11 protein-coding genes are annotated in these 18,229 nt (G+C 72.1%); 10 read left to right on the forward strand and 1 reads right to left on the reverse strand.

Features of this window, described 5'->3' with window-relative positions:
- The first annotated feature begins 111 nt into the window (after nucleotides 1–111).
- The 8 genes from IE239_RS14180 to IE239_RS14215 all read left to right on the forward strand — a co-directional run bounded on the left by IE239_RS14180 (nucleotide 112) and on the right by IE239_RS14215 (nucleotide 15,482).
- Nucleotides 112–1,110 (forward strand): SMI1/KNR4 family protein, encoded by a 999-nt coding sequence (locus tag IE239_RS14180; RefSeq protein ID WP_190149638.1) that lies wholly within the window; start codon nucleotides 112–114, stop codon nucleotides 1,108–1,110.
- An 8-nt stretch (nucleotides 1,111–1,118) separates the two neighbouring features.
- Nucleotides 1,119–4,052, forward strand: a complete 2,934-nt coding sequence (locus tag IE239_RS14185; RefSeq protein ID WP_190149639.1) for an SUKH-4 family immunity protein — start codon at nucleotides 1,119–1,121, stop codon at nucleotides 4,050–4,052.
- A 284-nt stretch (nucleotides 4,053–4,336) separates the two neighbouring features.
- Nucleotides 4,337–5,221 carry a coiled-coil domain-containing protein gene (locus tag IE239_RS14190; protein WP_190149640.1) on the forward strand — a complete coding sequence of 295 codons (885 nt, stop codon included), beginning with the start codon at nucleotides 4,337–4,339 and terminating at the stop codon, nucleotides 5,219–5,221.
- Between the two features lie 933 nt (nucleotides 5,222–6,154).
- Nucleotides 6,155–6,943, forward strand: coding sequence for an ABC transporter ATP-binding protein (locus tag IE239_RS14195; RefSeq protein ID WP_190149641.1), 789 nt, complete (start codon nucleotides 6,155–6,157; stop codon nucleotides 6,941–6,943).
- On the forward strand, nucleotides 6,940–9,525 hold the full coding sequence (locus tag IE239_RS14200) for an ABC transporter permease (protein ID WP_190149642.1): 2,586 nt from the start codon (nucleotides 6,940–6,942) through the stop codon (nucleotides 9,523–9,525). Before IE239_RS14195 ends, IE239_RS14200 begins: the two co-directional genes overlap by 4 nt.
- A 398-nt stretch (nucleotides 9,526–9,923) precedes the next feature.
- Nucleotides 9,924–13,457 carry a transcription-repair coupling factor gene (gene mfd / locus IE239_RS14205; RefSeq protein ID WP_190149643.1) on the forward strand — a complete coding sequence of 1,178 codons (3,534 nt, stop codon included), beginning with the start codon at nucleotides 9,924–9,926 and terminating at the stop codon, nucleotides 13,455–13,457.
- A gap of 351 nt (nucleotides 13,458–13,808) precedes the next feature.
- Entirely contained in the window at nucleotides 13,809–14,531 is a 723-nt protein-coding gene (locus tag IE239_RS14210; RefSeq protein WP_190149735.1) for an HNH endonuclease family protein, read from the forward strand.
- Nucleotides 14,532–14,855: 324 nt separating this feature from the next.
- Nucleotides 14,856–15,482 (forward strand): DUF4097 family beta strand repeat-containing protein, encoded by a 627-nt coding sequence (locus IE239_RS14215; RefSeq protein ID WP_190149644.1) that lies wholly within the window; start codon nucleotides 14,856–14,858, stop codon nucleotides 15,480–15,482.
- 277 nt (nucleotides 15,483–15,759) lie between these two features.
- Here IE239_RS14215 and IE239_RS14220 read toward each other — a convergent pair whose 3' ends face one another.
- Complete coding sequence (locus IE239_RS14220) at nucleotides 15,760–16,149, reverse strand: hypothetical protein (RefSeq protein WP_190149645.1); 390 nt, start codon at nucleotides 16,147–16,149, stop codon at nucleotides 15,760–15,762.
- Nucleotides 16,150–16,468: 319 nt separating this feature from the next.
- On the opposite strand from IE239_RS14220, the gene IE239_RS14225 reads away from it, so the two are divergent.
- Together IE239_RS14225 and IE239_RS14230 are read left to right on the forward strand one after the other, a co-directional pair.
- Nucleotides 16,469–17,299, forward strand: a complete 831-nt coding sequence (locus IE239_RS14225) for a glycoside hydrolase domain-containing protein (RefSeq protein WP_190149646.1) — start codon at nucleotides 16,469–16,471, stop codon at nucleotides 17,297–17,299.
- Between the two features lie 233 nt (nucleotides 17,300–17,532).
- A complete protein-coding gene (locus IE239_RS14230) occupies nucleotides 17,533–18,177 on the forward strand; it encodes a SurA N-terminal domain-containing protein (protein ID WP_190149647.1) in 645 nt (214 codons plus the stop codon).
- Nucleotides 18,178–18,229: the final 52 nt, after the last annotated feature.

Genomic DNA, 18,229 nt, shown 5'->3' on the forward strand with positions numbered 1-18,229 from the left:
TTGACGCGCGTTGGCGATTGTTGAAGACAGTCGATACGGGGCGTGGCGGGCCGGTTCGCAAGCGGAACGGGTCGCTGCGGGCCGTACAGAGTGCCGCAGGGGGCAACCGCCATGACTACAGGTCGGCTCGGGCAGCAGGCCGCGCCGCCGAACGCGGCCTATGCCGGGCAGGTCGTGCATTTCCCGGATCCGGTCCGGGCGGCACGGCACCCGAGGGGTGTGCGCGTGGACGAGCGGGGTTACCCGGATTTCTCGTCGTACGCGCGCGCGGTCGCGGAGATCGCGGATCCGCCGGAGGGTTTCGGCGTGGACGAGTTGCGGTTGACGGACTACGTGTCGGCGAACGCGGCGTCGGCGGCTTCGGGGCACGAGCTGTGGGACACGGTGTCCGCGGTGGCGACGCCGCACGGCTGGACGTGGCATCACGTGGCGGGTTCGCGGCGGCTGGAGCTGGTGCCGGTCGAGGTGAAGGCGTTGCTGCGGCATCACGGTGGGGTGTCGACGGCTGTGGTGGATCAGTCGAAGCGGGGGACGCGTCCGTTGCAGGAGACGCGTCCGGCGCACTTCCGGCTGCCGAAGTCGGGTGTGGCGGTGACGGAGCAGCAGGTGCAGGGGGTCGAGGAGGATCTGGGGTACCGGTTGCCGGGTGCGTATCGGTCGTTCCTGAAGGCGGCGGGCGGTTGTGCGCCGGTGGGCGCGGCGTTGGACGCGGAGCTGGGGCTGCTGGTGGACCAGCCGTTCTTCACGGTGCGGGACGAGGCTGCGGTCAACGACCTGGTGTATGTGAACAAGTGTCTGCGTGATCATCTGACGAAGGACTATCTGGGCGTCGGTTTCGTGCAGGGCGGGCTGCTGGCCGTGAAGGTGCGGGGTGAGCGGGCGGGTTCGGTGTGGTTCTGTGCGTACGACGACGTGCGGGACGTGGATCCGGGGTGGTCGCCGGCGGAGCGCGTGGAGCGGTTGCTTCTGCCGTGCGGTGAGGACTTCGACGTCTTCCTGTCGCGATTGGCCGGTAGTCCGCCGGAGCTGGAGACGGTGGCGAATCTGATGGTGGACGGCGGGTTCGCGAGGGCGGTCCCGGTGTCGTCCTTGTCGTCCGCGGGAGAGTGAGCTGAACGATGGTGACGTTCGCGCAGGCGCAGGAGCGCGCCGAAGAGTGGGTCAACGGGGATGTGCCGGCGTATCAGCACCGTGAGGTGCGGGTGCGTGAGTTCGGGCTGGGGTTCGTGGTGTGGGCCGAGGACCGGGCGGAGGGGCCGCGTTCGGACGGGGGCGCGCAGCGGCTGGTGATCGCCCGGGACAGCGGGGAGGCCACGTTGTGGCCGGCGGCGCCGGTGGGTGAGGTGATCCGCCGGTACGAGGAGGAGTACGGCCGGCCGGACGGTCCCGCCGACGCGGTGCCGGCGCCTGCGGCGCGGGTGGATCTGAACCAGACGTCGTTCCTGCTGTCGCCGCCGGAGTGGTTGCAGGAGGCGGCGGACAAGTTGGGTGTCACGGACGGGCGGGACGCCGGTCCGGGTGACGGCCGTGACGGCGGCAGTGGCGGTGGCGGTGGCGGTGGCGTCGGTGAGGCCGTGGAGCCGGCCGCGGCCGCGTCCGTGGTGACGGGTTCGGGTTCCGGTCCGGGTGTCTCGGGTGTCCCGGCCGGGGACGGCGCGGGCGCTCCGGCGGGTGTGCCGGGTGGTGGTGATCCTTCGCTTCCCCGTACGCAGGCCGGGGTGCCCGGGAGCGGGTATCCGGAGACGCGGGGCGGGGTGCCCTCGGGTGCCGGTGCGGGTGCGGGTGCCCGCGCGGCTTCGGCGGCTGCTGCTCCCGCTCCGGCGGGGGCGACGCCGTGGGCGGGGACGGACACCAACGGCGACGCGGGTGACGACCGTTCCGTTCCGCTGCCCGCGACGGTGTTCGCGCCGCCGCTGAGCGGCTCCGACGACGACGAGGCGGTGCCGCCGTCGGCGGCCTCGGACGCCAAGACGGCGCTGATGTCCGGCGGCAGCCGGCTTCCGGCCACTGCGGTCTCGCCCCCGCTCGACGCGACGAGCCCGGGTGGCCAGGGAGGTCACGGCGGCCCCGGCGGGGCGGGCGGCGGCTCGGGTGCGCCTGGTTCGCCGGGCGGGCCGGCTGCCGCGTCGTACGGCTATCCGCAAGGGCCCGGTGGGGCTGGTGCGACGGGTGCGGCCGGTGGGCCGGGGACTCCGCCTCCGGCGGGTCCGCAGGGGCCGCCCGCGCCCGGCGGTTCGTCCTACGGCCGTCCGCAGGGAGCGGGGGACGTCCAGCCTCCCGCTGCCGGGGCTCCGGGTTCGCCGGCGCGGCCGCTCGCGCCGAACGCCGGTGACATCGCCGACGCCGCCACCAGCAAGGCCGCGCCGCCTCCGCGTCGGGCGCGTGGCGGAGGGGCGGTGCCGCCGCCTCCGCCGGGTGCTCCCGGAGCGCCGGGTGCGCGTCCGGGCGGCATGCCGCCGCCCCCCTCCTCCGGACCGGGCGCGCCGGGCGCTCCCGGAACTCCCGGCGCTCCGGGTGCTCCAGCGGGCGGTTATGTGCCCACGCAGCTGGTGTCCGCCCTGGGATCCGACGGGCCGGGTGCGCCGCAGCCGCCGGGTGTCCCCGGAGCAGCCGGTGCGCCGAGCGCGCCGGCCGGGCCGAACCCGCCCGGGGGCACGCCACCCGGCGGTGTTCACCATGCCGCGACGATGCTGGCCGACCCTGGTCGGATGGGCCCGGGCGCCGGGGGCGCTCCGCAGCCGCCGGGTCCTCCCGGCGGCCCCGGTGCGCAGCAGGCCCCGGGCGGGCCCGGCGTGCACGGCACCGGGCCCGGCGGGTCGGGTGCGCCGGGTGCGGTTCACCAAGCTCGGACGATGCTGGCCGGCCCTGCGCAGGGCGGCCCCGGCGTGCCTCCGCCGCCGCAGGTCCCCGGCGTTCCCGGTTTCCCCGGCGCTCCTGGCGGCCCCGGTGCGGCCCACGGTGCGCCCGGTATGCCGCCGGGTGTCCCCCGGCCGCCGATGCCTCCGGGTGCGATGCCGCCGCCGGGCGGCCCGGTGCCGGGGCAGCCGCCGGCGTACGGGTATCCGCAGCAGCAGGGGCTGCCGACGGTGGGCCCGGGTTACCAGGCGGTGCTGCGCTATCGCGCGCAGGACGGTTCGGAGCAGCAGCTGATCCGGCGTTCGGCGCCGGGGACGCCGCACCCGGAATGGCAGATCTTCCACGAACTGCGGGCGATGAACGTGCCGCCGGACCAGGTGCTGGAGCTGCACACGGAGTTGGAGTCGTGCGAGCTGCCGGGGGCGTACTGCGCGCGGATGATCCGGGAGCAGTGGCCGCAGGCGAGGATCACGAGCATCGCTCCGTACGGCACGGATCACGCCAGCCGGCAGCAGGGCATGCAGCAACTGCTCGCGCATCAGGGCGAGTTGCACCAGGTGGCGGACGGGCCCGCGCGTCCGGCGCCGGTGCGTGCGCCGTTGCCGCCGGTGCAGCCCCTGCCGCCGGTTCCGCCGGAGGCGGTCGGGCAGGAGCTGGCGGCGGTGTTCGGGCCGGGGGTGTTCCGGTTCGAGCAGGCGGCGGTGTCGCGGCAGGGCGTGCCGCCGATCGTGGCGCACACGTTGGTGGTCGCCGGTCTGCCGGCGGACATGGGGCCGTTCTTCTGGGCGCAGGCCCAGCCGGGGCGGCCGGTGCCGACGCTGGCGGAGCTGGCGGCGGAACGGGGCGTCCAGCCCGCCCCGGACGCGGGTTCGTACCTTGTCATGGGCAGTGACTTCGGCAAGGCGATCTGCGTGCAGTACGGGACGGCGAACATCGTGGCCGTGCCGGTGGAGGCCGGGCCGGGCGGCGGATCGGTGCCGCCGCAGTTCGTGAACACGGGGCTGCCGGAGTTCGCGCGCTGTCTGGCGCTGCTCGGGCGGATGTGGCGGCTGCGGTTCGGCCTGAACCAGGAGCAGGCGGGGCGCTGGACCGTCGACTTCCAGGCGCAGTTGGCCGCGCTGGACCCGGCGGCGCTGGGTTCGCCGGAGAGCTGGTGGTCGGTGCTGCTGGAGGAGATGTGGGACGGGCTGCTGTGACGGGCGGCCGCTGACCCGCGGACGGTCGAGCGGGTGACGCGCGAGGGGCCGGGACCCGGTCGGAGGACAGGGTCCCGGCCCTTCCGTGCGTTCGGCGCAGCCCTTCCGTGCATTCGGTTCGGCCCCCACGTTCGGCGCAGCCCCGTCTGTGTCAGGGGCCGGCTCCGCCGGCGCTGGGGTCGGCCCTGACCTGTGCGCGGAGTGTCGCGTTATGAACACTTCCATCCGATCCATCAAGATATGCGCGAAATCATCGTGTCCGTCTGGTGGTGAGGGGTTCAAGGATGAGCAGCGCATCGGTGTCACCGCCCGGGTTCGTGACCGTTCGCGGCCGTGGTTACCGGCCCGAACAGGTGGAGGCGTACACCGCCGCGCTCTGCGCCGACCGGGACGCCGCGTGGGAGCGGGCCGCGCGACTCACCGTCCTCGCCAGGGAGATGGAGGAGGAGGCCGAGCAGTTGCGCGCGGTCGTGACCCAGCTCGCGCCGCAGACGTACGACTCGCTGGGGGAGCGCGCACGGCGTGTCCTCCAGCTCGCGGTCGAAGAGGCGGCGGACGTCCGCGAGAACGCGCGGTGTGCCGCGCTGGAGGACGTCGCGTACGCCGAGACGTGCGCCCTCGATGTGCGCCGGGCGGCCCAGGAGGAGGCGGACGCGTTGCGCGCGGAGGCCGAGGACCGCGCCCGTCAGCGGTTGCTCGCGGCGCGCGCCGAGGCCGACGAGATCCGCGTCGGTGCCCGGCGTGAGGTGAAGGAGTACCGCGGGGAGGCGCTGGCCGCCCTGCGCGAGGTGCGCCAGCGCACCGTGGCCGTGCTCGCCGAGCAGGAGAAGGAGCAGGCCGAGCGGTGGGCCGCGGCGGAGCGCGAGGTGGCCGAGCGGACCGCGGCACTGGACGCCCGGTACGCCGTGGCCGTGGCCGACGCCGAGGCGGCGTTGTCCGAGGCCGCGCAGGCTTTCGCCGAGGCGGAGGAGTCGGCCCGGCGCGATCAGGAGGAGGCACACGCGCGTGCCGCCGAGATTCTCGCCGAGGCGCGCACCCGCGAGGAGCGCACCGAGCGGGAGACGGAGCGGGTGCTGCGGGAACACGGCGCGCGCGGGGAGGACGTGCAGGCCCACATGGACCACGTCCGCAACAGCCTCTCCGCGCTCACCGGCCGCACAGCCGACTGAAGTGGTACAGCCGACTGAAGTGGCCCGGCCGACCGGCGTGGCCGACTGACATGGCTTGCTCGACCGGCGTGGCTCCGCCGACCAGGCGTCGTCCACCTGTGCCGGGATCGGTCTTCTCCGCCTTCTCCGCCGCCGCGTACTGCTCCTGCCAGGATCCAGCCCTCCACCGCCTCGTACCGGCGACGCCGTTCCACCGCCTTGCCGAGCCTCGTCGCGGCTCCCCGCTCGCCCCGCTCTCTCCGCCCCTGATCCGCGCCTCGTCGCTTCTCGTCGTGCCTTGCCGGCCATGGGCGTGCGGAAGGCTTGGTGCGCGGCTCATTCCGTCCGGGCCGGGAAGCGGCGCCGGCGTCGCTCTCCGGTCCCGCGTGCCGCACGCGGGCCTCGCGTCCCCACCGGATTCCCTCCCCGCGCCCCCGCGCCCCCGGTCCGCCGCGACCGCATGTCCTCGTGGCCGGGTTCTCCGTGTCCCTTGCACCCGTTCGGCGGAACCCGGGCTCCCGCTTGAGGCTCACGCGACGGGAGGGCGCAGGCTGGGCGTGCCGAGGGGTGGAGACGACCCCGAGGGTTTCTCCACCCCGCGGTGGACTGCCCCTAGGGGTACATCCGCACCAGGGCTGGGGGAGGGCTCGTACTGACGGAGGAGGAGACGGGCCCGGTCGGTACTTAACCTGGCTTTACGCCGTCGACGGGGGTGGCGGCGACCGGCAGGGGGGGCGGCCCCCGTGCCGGGGGGTGGGGCTAACCCCCCGGGAAGACGGGCCCGAGCACCAGCGCGCGGGATCGCCTCCCGCGACAGACTCTTCGACGTAGCGCTTCACCGGCGAGTCGCATCAGCGAGTCGCACCCGCGAGCGTCACCGGGCACCGCGTCACCCAGCACCACCGCCCACGGCATCGCGCCATTGCTTCTGATATCGGACATAGGAGATTCACCGTGACATCGGCTGTGACCATTCCCAGGCACGGGGGCACTGGAGGGCGTACGGCCGTTGCCGCGCGGGCGCGGCAGGTCGTCAAGGCGTACGGGGCCGGGGAGACCCGGGTCGTCGCGCTGGACCACGTCGACGTGGACATCGCCCGCGGTCAGTTCACCGCGATCATGGGCCCCTCGGGGTCCGGCAAGTCCACGCTGATGCACTGCCTCGCCGGGCTCGACACCGTCTCGTCCGGGCAGATCTACCTGGACGAGACCGAGATCACCGGGCTGAAGGACAAGAAGCTCACCCAGCTGCGCCGGGACCGGATCGGGTTCATCTTCCAGGCGTTCAACCTGCTGCCCACGCTGAACGCGATAGAGAACATCACCCTCCCGATGGACATCGCCGGCCGCAAGCCCGACCAGGCGTGGCTGAGCCAGGTCGTGGAGACCGTCGGCCTCGCCGACCGGCTCAAGCACCGTCCCACCCAGCTCTCCGGCGGTCAGCAGCAGCGCGTCGCCGTGGCCCGCGCCCTGGCCGCCCGCCCGGAGATCATCTTCGGCGACGAGCCGACCGGCAACCTCGACTCCCGTGCCGGCGCCGAGGTCCTGGGCTTCCTGCGCCGCTCGGTGGACGACCTGGGCCAGACCATCGTGATGGTCACGCACGACCCGGTGGCCGCCGCCTACGCGGACCGGGTGCTGTACCTCGCTGACGGCAGGATCGTCGACGAGATGTTCAAGCCGACCGCCGAGACCGTCCTGGACCGCATGAAGGACTTCGACGCGCGGGGGCGTACGTCATGACCGTGCTCAGAACCTCGATGCGCAACTTCTTCGCGCACAAGGGACGCATGGCCCTGTCGGCCGTGGCGGTCCTGCTGTCGGTGGCGTTCGTCTGCGGGACGCTCGTGTTCACCGACACCATGAACACGACGTTCGACAAGCTCTTCGCCGCCACCGCCTCCGATGTGACGGTGAGTGCGAAGAGCGCCTCGGACACCGGCGCGACGACCGCCGACAACGGCAAGCCGCCGGTCATGCCGGCCTCCGTGCTCGACCGGGTCCGCAAGGCGCGGGGCGTGAAGTCGGCGGAGGGGTCGGTCTTCTCCAGCGCGGTGACCGTCGTCGACGCCGACAAGGACAGCCTGTCGCCCTCCAGCGGCGCGCCCACCATCGTCGGCAGCTGGAACGCCAACGACGCCCGCACCATGAAGATCACCGAGGGTGCGGCGCCGAAGGGCTCCGACCAGGTCATGGTCGACGAGGACACCGCCGACAAGCACCACCTCCGGCTCGGCGACGAGGTCGGCGTGATCACCGCGGTCGGCACGCACACCGCGAAGGTCTCCGGCGTCGCCGCCTTCCAGGTGACCAACCCCGGCGCGGCGATCTTCTACCTGGACACCGCGACCGCCCAGAAGACGCTGGTCGGCGAACCCGACGTCTACACGAACGTCAACGTCACGGCGGCGTCCGGGGTGAGCGACGCGCAGCTGAAGAAGAGCGTCGCGGCCGAGATCGGCGCCGGTTTCAAGGTGCAGACCGCCGAGGAGGCCGCCGACGCCAACCGCGAGGACGTCGGCAGCTTCCTCGACGTGATGAAGTACGCGATGCTCGGCTTCGCCGGGGTCGCCTTCCTCGTCGGCATCTTCCTGATCATCAACACCTTCTCGATGCTGGTCGCGCAGCGCACCCGTGAGATCGGCCTGATGCGCGCCATCGGCTCCAGTCGCAAGCAGGTCAACCGGTCCGTCCTCGCGGAGGCCCTGCTGCTCGGCGTGGTCGGTTCGGTCCTCGGGGTCGGCGCGGGCGTCGGCGTCGCGGTCGGCCTGATGAAGCTCATGAGCCTGACCGGCATGAACCTGTCCACCGACGATCTCACCGTCGCCTGGACGACCCCGGTGGTCGGCATGGTCCTCGGCGTCGTCGTCACGGTGCTGGCGGCCTACCTCCCGGCCCGTCGCGCCGGCAAGGTCTCCCCGATGGCCGCGCTGCGCGACGCCGGCGCCCCCGCGGACGCCAAGGCCGGCGCCGTCCGGGCCGTCGTCGGCCTCCTGCTCACCGGCGCGGGCGGCGCGGGGCTCTACCTCGCCTCCGCCGCCGACAAGGCCGCCGAGGGCTCGCTCTGGCTGGGTCTGGGCGTGGTGCTGAGCCTGATCGGCTTCGTGGTGATCGGCCCGCTGCTGGCCGGCTTCGTGGTCCGGGTGCTGGGCGCGATCGTCCTCAGGGCCTTCGGCCCGGTCGGGCGGATGGCGGAACGCAACGCGCTGCGCAACCCCCGCCGCACGGGCGCCACCGGCGCGGCCCTGATGATCGGCCTCGCGCTGGTCGCCTGTCTGTCGGTGGTCGGCTCCTCCATGGTGGCCTCCGCCACGGAAGAGCTCGACAAGAGCGTCGGCACGGACTTCATCATCCAGAGCAACAACGGCAACGGCCAGCGCGTGACCCCGCAGGCCGTGCAGGCCGTCAAGTCGACGCCGGGCCTGGCGCGGGTCACCGAGTACAAGGTGACCGAGGCCGACTTCACCACCCCCGACGGCAAGACGCTCGACGGGACGGCGATCACCGCGGCCGACCCGACCTACGCGAGCGACCTGCGCGTCGAGACCGTCGCCGGCAACCTCGCCGACGCCTACCGCCCCGACTCCATGTCCGTCCACGAGAAGTTCGCGAAGGACCACAAGGTCGAACTCGGCTCGCGGATCGCGGTCGCCTTCCGGGACGGTTCCACGGCCCGGCTGACGGTCCGCGCGATCACCAGCAGCGACGGCGTCATCGACCAGGGCGCGATGTACACCTCCGTCGCCACCCTGAAGAAGTACGTTCCCGCCGACAAGCTGCCGCTGGACGCGCTGGTCTTCGCCACCGCGAAGGACGGGCAGCAGGACAGCGCGTACACCGCCCTGAAGGCGGCGCTGCACGACTATCCGCAGTACGTGGTCCGTGACCAGACCGACTACAAGCAGGAGTTGAAGGACCAGATCGGGCAGCTGCTGAACCTGATCTACGGTCTGCTCGCCCTCGCGATCATCGTCGCGGTCCTCGGTGTGGTGAACACCCTGGCCCTGTCGGTGGTGGAGCGCACCCGGGAGATCGGCCTGATGCGGGCGATCGGCCTCTCGCGCCGCCAGCTGCGCCGCATGATCCGCATGGAGTCGGTCGTCATCGCCCTCTTCGGCGCGCTGCTCGGCCTCGGCCTGGGCATGGGCTGGGGCGCGACCGCCCAGCGGCTGCTCGCCCTGCAGGGCCTGGACGTCCTCGAGATCCCGTGGCCGACGATCATCGGCGTGTTCGTCGGCTCCGCCTTCGTGGGACTGTTCGCGGCTCTGGTGCCGGCGTTCCGCGCGGGTCGCATGAACGTCCTGAACGCGATCGCGACCGAGTAGCACCGCGGGACCGACGGGGGCACACGGCCCGGCACCGAGGAGGACGGGGGTCTTCTCGGTGCCGGGCTTTGTCGTGCTCTTCCCCGGCCCGCCCTGGCGGCGCGCCGCCAGGGCCGGGGCCGGAAGCGGGGGTCGGCAGGCGCACCGCCAGGGCCGGGAAAGAGCGCCGCCAGGGCCGGGGAAAGAAGAGGCGGCGGGGCGGAGGAGGGCCTCGCGCGGCCCCCGCCGACGCCGGGGTTGTCCACAGCCCCCGGCGAACCGTCCCGCCCCGTCGTACTCTGGACACCCCCGGCCCGTGAGACGCGTCGGGCCCTTCGCGTTGCCCACCCCGGACTCCGGTACGCCCGCGTCCTTCGAAGAACGCCGCGTGCCCGAGCCCCTCGGACGGAAAGCCCTCCATGAGCCTGCACGGTCTGCTCGACGCCGTCGTCAAGGACGCCGCCCTCGCGGAAGCCATCCCCGCGGCCGCCGACGGCAACCGCCTGCACGTCGACCTGGTCGGCCCGCCGGCCGCCCGCCCCTTCGCGATCGCCGCTCTCGCCCGCGAGACCACCCGCACGGTTCTCGCCGTCACGGCCACCGGCCGCGAGGCCGAGGACCTGGCCGCCGCCCTGCGTTCGCTGATCCCGGCCGACGGCGTCGTGGAGTACCCCTCCTGGGAGACCCTCCCGCACGAGCGCCTCAGCCCCCGCAGCGACACCGTGGGCCGCCGCCTGGCCGTCCTGCGCCGCCTGGCCCACCCGCGCCCCGACGACCCGGAGACCGGCCCCGTCTCGGTCGTCGTCGCACCCGTCCGCTCGGTGCTCCAGCCGCAGGTCAAGGGCCTCGGCGACCTGGAACCGGTGGCCCTGCGCTCCGGCTCCACGGCCGACCTGAACGAGGTCGTCCAAGCCCTCGCCGCAGCCGCCTACGCGCGCGTGGAGCTCGTCGAGAAGCGCGGCGAGTTCGCCGTGCGCGGCGGCATCCTGGACGTCTTCCCGCCCACCGAGGAACACCCGCTGCGCGTCGAGTTCTGGGGTGACGACGTCGAGGAGATCCGTTACTTCAAGGTCGCCGACCAACGCTCCCTGGAAGTCGCCGAGCACGGCCTGTGGGCCCCGCCCTGCCGTGAACTGCTGCTGACGGACGACGTGCGCGCCCGCGCGCGTGACCTCGCCGAGCTCCACCCCGAGCTGGGCGAGCTGCTCGGCAAGATCGCCGAGGGCATCGCCGTCGAGGGCATGGAGTCCCTGGCCCCGGTGCTCGTCGACGACATGGAGCTGCTCATCGACGTCCTGCCCAAGGGCGCGATGGCCGTCGTCTGCGACCCGGAGCGGGTACGCACGCGTGCGGCCGACCTCGTGACCACCTCGCAGGAGTTCCTCCAGGCGTCCTGGGCGGCCACGGCCGGCGGAGGCGACGCGCCCATCGACGTCGGCGCGGCCTCCCTGTGGTCCATCGCGGACGTCCGCGACCGCGCCCGCGAGCTGGACATGATGTGGTGGTCGGTCTCGCCGTTCGCGGCCGACCTGGAGCTGGAGGCGGACACCCTCCAGCTCGGCATGCGCGCCCCCGAGACCTACCGCGGCGACACCGCCAAGGCCCTCGCCGACACCAAGGGCTGGCTGGCCGACGGCTGGCGCGTCGCCTTCGTCACCGAGGCGCACGGACCGGCCGCCCGCACGGTCGAGGTGCTCGGCGGCGAGGGTGTCGCGGCCCGTCTGGACAGCGACCTGACCGAGCTCGGCGCCTCGCTCGTGCATGTCTCCTGCGGCTCGATCGACCACGGCTTCGTCGACCACGCGCTGCGCCTCGCCGTCCTCACCGAGACCGACCTGTCCGGCCAGAAGGCGGCCGGCAAGGACGGCGCGCGCATGCCCGCCCGCCGCAGGAAGACCATCGACCCGCTCACCCTGGAGGCGGGCGACTACATCGTCCACGAGCAGCACGGCGTGGGCCGCTACATCGAGATGGTGCAGCGCACCGTCCAGGGCGCCACGCGCGAGTACCTGGTCGTGGAGTACGCGCCCGCCAAGCGCGGCCAGCCCGGCGACCGCCTCTACATCCCGACCGACCAGCTGGAGCAGATCACCAAGTACGTCGGCGGCGAGGCCCCCACGCTGCACCGGCTCGGCGGCGCCGACTGGACGAAGACGAAGGCGCGCGCCAAGAAGGCCGTCAAGGAGATCGCCGCCGACCTGATCAAGCTGTACAGCGCGCGCATGGCGGCCCCCGGCCACGCCTTCGGCGCCGACACCCCCTGGCAGCGCGAACTGGAGGACGCCTTCCCCTACGCGGAGACGCCCGACCAGCTCACCACCATCGCCGAGGTCAAGGACGACATGGAGAAGACGGTCCCGATGGACCGCCTGATCTGCGGAGACGTCGGCTACGGCAAGACCGAGATCGCGGTCCGCGCCGCCTTCAAGGCCGTCCAGGACGGCAAGCAGGTCGCCGTCCTCGTGCCGACGACCCTGCTCGTGCAGCAGCACTTCGGCACGTTCAGCGAGCGCTACGCCCAGTTCCCCGTGAAGGTGCGCGCCCTGTCCCGCTTCCAGACCGACACGGAGGCCAAGGCCACCCTGGAGGGCCTGCGCGAGGGCTCGGTGGACATCGTCATCGGCACCCACCGCCTGTTCTCCTCCGAGACCAAGTTCAAGGACCTCGGCCTGGTCATCGTCGACGAGGAGCAGCGCTTCGGCGTCGAGCACAAGGAGCAGCTGAAGAAGCTCCGCGCGAACGTCGACGTCCTGACGATGTCGGCGACGCCGATCCCCCGAACCCTGGAGATGGCGGTCACCGGCATCCGCGAGATGTCGACGATCACCACGCCCCCGGAGGAGCGCCACCCGGTGCTCACCTTCGTCGGACCGTACGAGCAGAAGCAGATCGGTGCCGCCGTCCGCCGTGAACTCCTGCGCGAGGGCCAGGTCTTCTACATCCACAACCGGGTCGAGTCGATCGACCGCGCGGCCGCGCGACTGCGCGAGATCGTGCCCGAGGCGCGCATCGCCACCGCCCACGGCCAGATGTCGGAGACGGCGCTGGAGCAGGTCGTCGTCGACTTCTGGGAGAAGAAGTTCGACGTGCTCGTCTCGACGACGATCGTCGAGTCCGGCATCGACATCTCCAACGCCAACACGCTGATCGTGGAGCGCGGCGACACCTTCGGCCTGTCCCAGCTGCACCAGCTGCGGGGCCGCGTGGGCCGGGGCCGCGAGCGCGGCTACGCCTACTTCCTCTACCCGCCGGAGAAGCCCCTCACGGAGACCGCCCACGAGCGGCTCGCCACGATCGCCCAGCACACCGAGATGGGCGCGGGCATGTACGTGGCGATGAAGGACCTGGAGATCCGCGGCGCGGGCAACCTGCTCGGCGGGGAGCAGTCCGGCCACATCGCGGGCGTCGGCTTCGACCTGTACGTCCGCATGGTCGGCGAGGCCGTCGCGGACTACCGGCGCCAGCTGGAGACCGGCGCGATCGAGGAGGAGCCGCCGCTCGAGGTCAAGATCGAGCTGCCCGTAGACGCGCACGTCCCGCACGACTACGCCCCCGGCGAGCGGTTGCGCCTGCAGGCCTACCGGGCCATCGCCTCCGCGAACTCCGAGGACGACGTCAAGGCCGTCCGCGAGGAACTCGTCGACCGCTACGGCAAGTTGCCGGAACCGGTGGAGAACCTGCTGCTGGTGGCGGGGCTGCGGATGCTGGCCCGCGCGTGCGACGTCGGCGAGATCGTGCTGCAGGGCGCCAACATCCGCTTCGCGCCGGTGGAGTTGCGCGAGTCGCAGGAGCTGCGCCTGAAGCGGCTGTACCCCGGGTCCGTCATCAAGCACGCCGCGCACCAGGTCCTCGTTCCTCGCCCGAAGACCGCGAAGGTCGGTGGCAAGCCGCTGGTCGGCCGCGAACTGCTGGGCTGGGTGGGGGAGTTCCTGGCGACGGTGCCGGGCGCGTAGAGCGGCCACCCGCCGGGCGCGGCGAAGCCGCCCGCAGGGGCTGCTCCGTACGGGCTGCTCCGTGCGGGCGGCCTCGGGCGGGCGGCTTCGTGTGCCGCGCCAGGTCGGTTCGGCGGCCTCGTGCGGGATGCCCGGTCTCCCGGAGGCCTGGGCTTGCGACGTCCGAGTGTGTGAGATGCCCGCGTGAGTCGGTCGTGGTCCGGACCTCCCGGATGCTTCCTGGAGCCCCCCGCTACGGTGTGTGCCGTTCCCCGTGAGGGGAATCCGCTCTGTGCGGGACGGACGTCGGCCAGGTGAAGGGGAGGGCGCGTGAAGCGTCTGAGGGGTGGGGCGGCCGTCGCCGCCGCGTTGATGTGCGCCGTGACGGTGGCCGGCTGCAAGGAACAGACCACCGGTGCGGGCCCGGCTTCGACCGGGTCAGGGCCGGCTGCGGCGGACGGACGAGCGGTCAGTCCGCTCAGGAATCCGGACGGTACGAAACCGGGACTCGCACCCGTGACGACGGATGCGGACAAGGCCGTGGCCCGAAAGCTCATCGAGGAGGTTTCCACGAAGGGGCGTGGGCCCAAGACGGGTTACGCGCGGGACAAGTTCGGCCACGCCTGGATGGACACGGCGGACGGAGTGCCGCTCGCGAGGAACGGATGCGACACGCGGAATGATCTCATCCACCGCGACGGCCAGAACCTTCGCTTCCGAGCGGGCTCCGACTGTGTGGTCATCGCGATGACGCTGCACGATCCGTACACCGCGACGACCATCGAATGGCGCAAGGCGAAAGCGTCCGAGGTACAGATAGACCATGTGGTGCCGTTGTCGTACAGCTGGCAGATGGGCTCGGCGCGCTGGCCGGTGAGCAAGCGCAGACAGCTCGCGAACGACGTGCTCAATCTGATCCCGGTCGAGGGACGCGCCAACAGCGCCAAGGGCGATTCCGGACCCGCGTCCTGGCTGCCGCCCAACAAGCAGATCAGGTGCGCCTATGCGGTCCGCTTCGCGCAGGTGGCCCTCAAGTACGAGATGCCGGTGACGGCCCCGGACAAGCAGATCATGCTGCGCGAGTGCGGCGGTTGACGAGCGGCACGGGCATCTCGACGAGGGCGGATCGGCTGATCCACGACAGTGGCCCGTGACCTGCTTCTGGTAGCTCCACGCAGTGAATGCGGCGAGCGCCCCGCACCCAGCCCGGTCCCGGGGGGTTTTCCCCATCGTGGGCGGGACCGTGGCCGCGTAACGTCGCAGTGACGGATCACCGGTCCGACTCGCTCCAGACGGGGGAACTTCATGCGACGCTTACAGACGCGTCTTCCTGCAACGGTTGCTTTCGCCGCACTCACCGTCGGCGGGCTCTCCGCATGCGCTGCCCTCGGCCAGAAGACCTTCGAGGACGATGCAAAGGTGTCCCAGAAGATCTCCTCGATCCGTCTCGACAGCGGGAACGGCGGGGTGAAGGTGGACGCCTCGGCGGACATCTCGACGACCTCCGTGCACCGCAAGGTCAACTACCGTGGCGACAAGCCGAGTGGCACCTCGTTCAGGGTCGAGAACGGCGTCCTGACGCTCTCCGGATGCGGCAGGGACTGCGGTGTCGACTACGTCGTCGAGGTGCCCGCCGGTCTCGCGGTGACGGGAGGCACCTCCAACGGCAGTCTCACACTGACCGATGTCGGCATGGTCGATGTGCACACGGGCAACGGCGAGATCGCGGTGAACAGGACGACGGGCCCGTTGAAGCTGCGCACGTCCAACGGTGACGTGAAGGTCAAGGACGCCAAGGGCGGCGACATCGACACGCAGACGTCGAACGGCGAGGTGACGATCCACACGGTCACCCCGCAGAACATCAGTGCCCGCACGACCAGCGGCAGCCTCACGGTCACGGCCCCGCCCGCCCACTACCAGATCTCGGCGAGCGACTCCCACGGCGACAAGAAGGTGGCTTTCGAGAACGACCCGTCGGGCAAGTACCGCTTGGACCTGTCGACGACGAACGGTGACCTGACCGTGGAGTCGGCAGGTCGGTGACCTTCTTCAGCACGATCCGGCGCGGAAGTGCGAACTGCGGGTCAGCGGGGCCGAGAAGTCCGCGACGGAGAAGGTCCTGACGGCCTGCCCGGGGCAGAAACTCCCCGTGGGCGGCAACCCCACGAAGGCGGCGGGGCGTTTCCGCGCAGGCTGAACGCCCGGCTGCCCTCCGGGGTTCGCCGGGGGCGTCCCGGGGTGTGCCGACGGGTGACAGCGCACTGCCGCGGCTGCTCCGGCTGTGCCGGGAGTGCTGGGGCGTCGGACGCGGCCGCCGCGGCTAACGGCCGTACGGATAGCCCTGCTGATAGGGGTTGCCCTGCGCCGCTCCGTACGCCGGTGCCGGCTGCTGGGGCTTCTTGTCGAAGACCGCGAACAGCAGCAGCACCGTCGCCGTCAGCAGGGCCGTCATGAAGGTCAGGCCGAAGTAGGCGTCCGCGTCGTCGTCGCCCGAGACCGCCGTCATGGTCACGATCGAGCCCTCGTAGAGGAAGAACGCCCCGACGGCCGTCCAGTCGGAGAGCAGCCCGCGGCGGATCGCCGCGTAGAGGAAGGGCACCCAAGCAAGGAAGCCCAGTGAGCCCCACACCAGGGCCGTCCACGCAAGCCGCTGGAACCAGCCGGCCTCCAGCCGTCTGTTCTCGCCCGTAGCCGTCGTCGGCATCGTCATGTCGCCCCCAAGTCACCAGGGGCCAAGGGTAGGCCACGGACCGACCGGGGCGCGGACCATGTCGGAGCGTTGCTTCTTTACCGTGACATGAGCGAATCTTGCCGCTTCGCGGGACCTGTGTTTCCCGGTCACAGGGACACCGCGGGGTAACGTGCGATCCGTTTTGCGGTCCAGGACGTCGAGACGACACCGTATCGTCGTGCTCCGAGCGCAGAACACCAGGAGCCCCGCGCGACGCAGCGCACCACAGGCAGACCTGGCGAGAAACAGGCGTACGCGCTGTCGGCGCCGTGCGCACAGACGAACGATGGGGTGGGGGATGGCCGAGCACCGGCAGTCCAGGAAGCGCAGATACATCACGTGGGGCGTGGCCGGAGCGGCCGTCCTCGCGGGGGCGGGCATAGCCGCCCAGACGTCGATGGCGGCCACCGTCTGGCCCGCCCAGAAGACGTACACCGGCCGTGCCTTCGACACCTGCACCGCGCCCTCGTCGGCCGCGATGAAGGCCTGGAAGACCGACGGCTACTACGGCGGCGCGGCCGTGTACGTGGGCGGCAAGAACCGGGGCTGTGCCCAGCCCAACCTGACCGCCTCCTGGGTGAAGTCGGTCAACACGCTCGGCTGGAAGCTCATCCCGCTGTACGTCGGCGCCCAGCCGCCCTGCCAGACCGGCTCCAGCCCCGAGAAGATCACCGCCGCCACGGCGACCTCCCTGGGCGCGACCGACGCGGCGGACGCCGTCGCCAAGGCGTCCGCCCTCGGCATGAAGGCGGGCAGCCCGATCTACCTCGACATGGAGGCGTACGACATCACGAACAAGTCGTGCAACGATGCCGTGCTGGCCTACGTGCGCTCCTTCAGCAAGACGCTGCGCGCCAAGACCTACCGCGCGGGCTACTACGGCTTCAGCAGCTCCAGCGCGAAGGCGATCGCCACCGCGACGAACAAGACGGACCTGCCGGGCAACCTCTGGTACGCCCTGTGGGACAAGAAGGACACCACGACCACGGACTGGCCCTGGGGCGCGACCCAGTTCACCGACCACAGCCGCGGCCACCAGTACCAGGTGAACAGCAAGGAGACCCGCGGCGGCTACACGATCACCGTGGACCGCGACACGTGGGACGCGCCGGTCGCCCTGGTCGGCTGAGCGCGGCCCGCGCGGGCGGGGCTGGGCGCTCGCACCGACGAGCGGGCGGCGAGCGGGCGCGGCGGTGCCCGAAGTCCTGGTGAATCGTTGGTCGAATGGGTTGGCCCCAGGCCTGCCACTGCCTACCATCGATCATCGCAAGACCTTGTGCGCCCGCCCGTCGCCCGGCCACCACCCCTGGTGGAGGCGCTGCGCGGCGCACCTGTTTATTGCAATCTCCTCAGGAGGTTTCCTTGCACCGCCGTCGTCGCACCGCGCTCCTGCTGTCCGCCGTGATCGCGGCGGCCCCTCTTCTGGCCGCCTGCGGGAACGACGCGCATCCCGGCGCGGCCGCCGTCGTCGGCGGGCAGCGGATCACCGTCGCGCAACTGGAGAGCCGGGTCAAGGAGGTCCGCGCCGCCCAGCGCGCCGCCGTCGCCGACGAAGCGCAGTACGCGCAGGCCGTCGCCCAGACCGGCACTCTCACCCGCGACACCCTGCACGGCATGGTCCTCGACCGGGTGCTGCAACGGGCCGCCGAGGACGCGGGCGTCACCGTCACGCCCCGCGACGTGCAGCAGATGCGGGCCGGGCTGGAACAGCAGGCCGGCGGCCCGGAGGGGCTCCAGAAGGCGTGGCTCCAGCAGTACGGCATTCCGCCGCAGCGCCTCGACGAGAACCTCCGCCTCCAGCTGGAGGCCCAGAGACTCGCCGCCCGGCTCGGCACGAACACCAGCCAGCCCGCTTTCTGGAACGCCCTGTCCAAGGCGTCCAAGACCCTCGACGTCGACCTCAATCCGCGCTACGGCAGCTGGGACGCCCGCAAGGTGGCCCGCGTCGACGCGAAGACCCCCTGGGTACGCGAGATCTCGACGGCGGGAACCCAGCAGCCGACGTGACGACGGCGCCCCGCGGACAGCACCGGTGCGACTTGTCCGCCGGGCCTGTGGA

This window comes from Streptomyces humidus (assembly GCF_014649655.1).
Classification (GTDB): Bacteria; Actinomycetota; Actinomycetes; order Streptomycetales; family Streptomycetaceae; genus Streptomyces; species Streptomyces humidus.